A 1,437-nucleotide genomic window follows, 5' to 3' on the forward strand; every position below is an offset into this window, starting at 1 on the left:
GATCAATGCTCAAGAACCGCCCCGCCACAGGATCATAGTAGCGCTGCTGCATCTGCACCAGCCCTGTGTTGGTGTCATTCACGTGGCCGGTGAACCCAATGCCATCAGGGTTCGCGCCCGCTGCCGTCATGCCATAGGGCTCATAACGCGTCCGATTGACAATGGTGCCAGCCGTGTTGGTGCGCGCCACCGGGCTGCCCAGCGCATCGGTGTGGTCGTATTGCACCGTGCCGTTAGCCACTTCCGCCAACACGTGCCGGTTCAGGTAGATGTACTTGGTTGTCACCGCCGGATTCGGCCCGCCAGTCTGCACCGCATAAAGCAACTGGCCCGCTTGGTCGTAGACCTGGATACGGTTGGCGCCATTGGCTTCCACCACCTTCACGCGGCGGCCATGGCCATCGTAACTATAAGTCGCCTTACCTGTGGCGCTGCTCATGCGGTTACCCAGGTCGAACACATAGGCCTGCGCGCCGCGCTGGGTGACGTTGCCGCGCGCGTCGTAGCCGTAGCTCAGGTTATAGGCGCCGACCGTGCTGCTGATGCCGATCAGGCGGTTGGTGGTGCTTTCGAAACTGTGCGTCGTGCTGCGCGCCGTGGCGCCGCCCAACGTGCTGCTGGTCAGATTGTCCAGCGCGTCATAACCGTAGCTTGCCACACCCCACAGGTTCGGCGCGGTGACGGTGGCCAGGCGATCCACTTCTTCGTACGTCATGCCGCGTGTGGCGATGCCGTCCTGCTGGTCGGTGATGCCGTCCACGTTGCCGTTGGCGTCGTAGCTGTACCCGTCGCTCAACACGCCGTTGTCACGCGCCTGTTCCGGCAGGCCGCGGGCGTTCTGCTTCAGGCTGTGCACGATGCCGTTACCATAGGTGAAGGCGGCGACCGCGCCATTGGGGTGGGTGCTGATATTGCTGGCGTAGCTGCCTACCTGTCTTGGTTCGTTCAACGCGTTGGGCGCGTACTGGATGATGGTATTGTCCGGGTACGTGAGCGAGGCTACCGTGGTGTCGCTGTTGTAGCCGCGTGTCAGGAGGTAGGTCGCCCCGCCGTAGGCCAGCTTTTCCGTGGTCGGCAGGCGGCGCTTGTTGTAGCCGTAGCTCCAGTCTGCGCCGTTGGAGGAGATGGTCTCCAGCAGGCTGTCCTTGGTATAGGTGCGACTGATGCCAGGGCTGCCGTCGCCAAAGGTCGTGGTCTTCAGGCGGTTCAAGCGATCGTAGGTGAAGCTGATCGTGCTCGCTGCTGGCGGGATGGCGCTGCAGTCGGCGTCCGCAGGCATGCCCGGCGTGCGGGTCAGCACGTTGTTGGCGTTGTCGTAGGTCTGGAGGGTGGCCCCGGTCTCCGGCTCGACGGTCTTGCACAGGCGTTCGTACCAGTCGTAGGCATAGCTGCGCGTGGCGCTCTTGCCGTTGCCGCTGCGCGTGATGGACTTGGTCT

General features: G+C 63.4%; 1 protein-coding gene. It reads right to left on the reverse strand.

From position 1 onward, the window contains the following. On the reverse strand, positions 1 to 1,437 hold a 1,437-nt coding region (locus H597_RS31270; protein ID WP_035374519.1), incomplete at both ends, for an RHS repeat domain-containing protein.

Origin of the sequence: Pseudoduganella violaceinigra DSM 15887, from assembly GCF_000425385.1 — a bacterium.
Classification (GTDB): domain Bacteria; phylum Pseudomonadota; class Gammaproteobacteria; order Burkholderiales; family Burkholderiaceae_D; genus Rugamonas; species Rugamonas violaceinigra.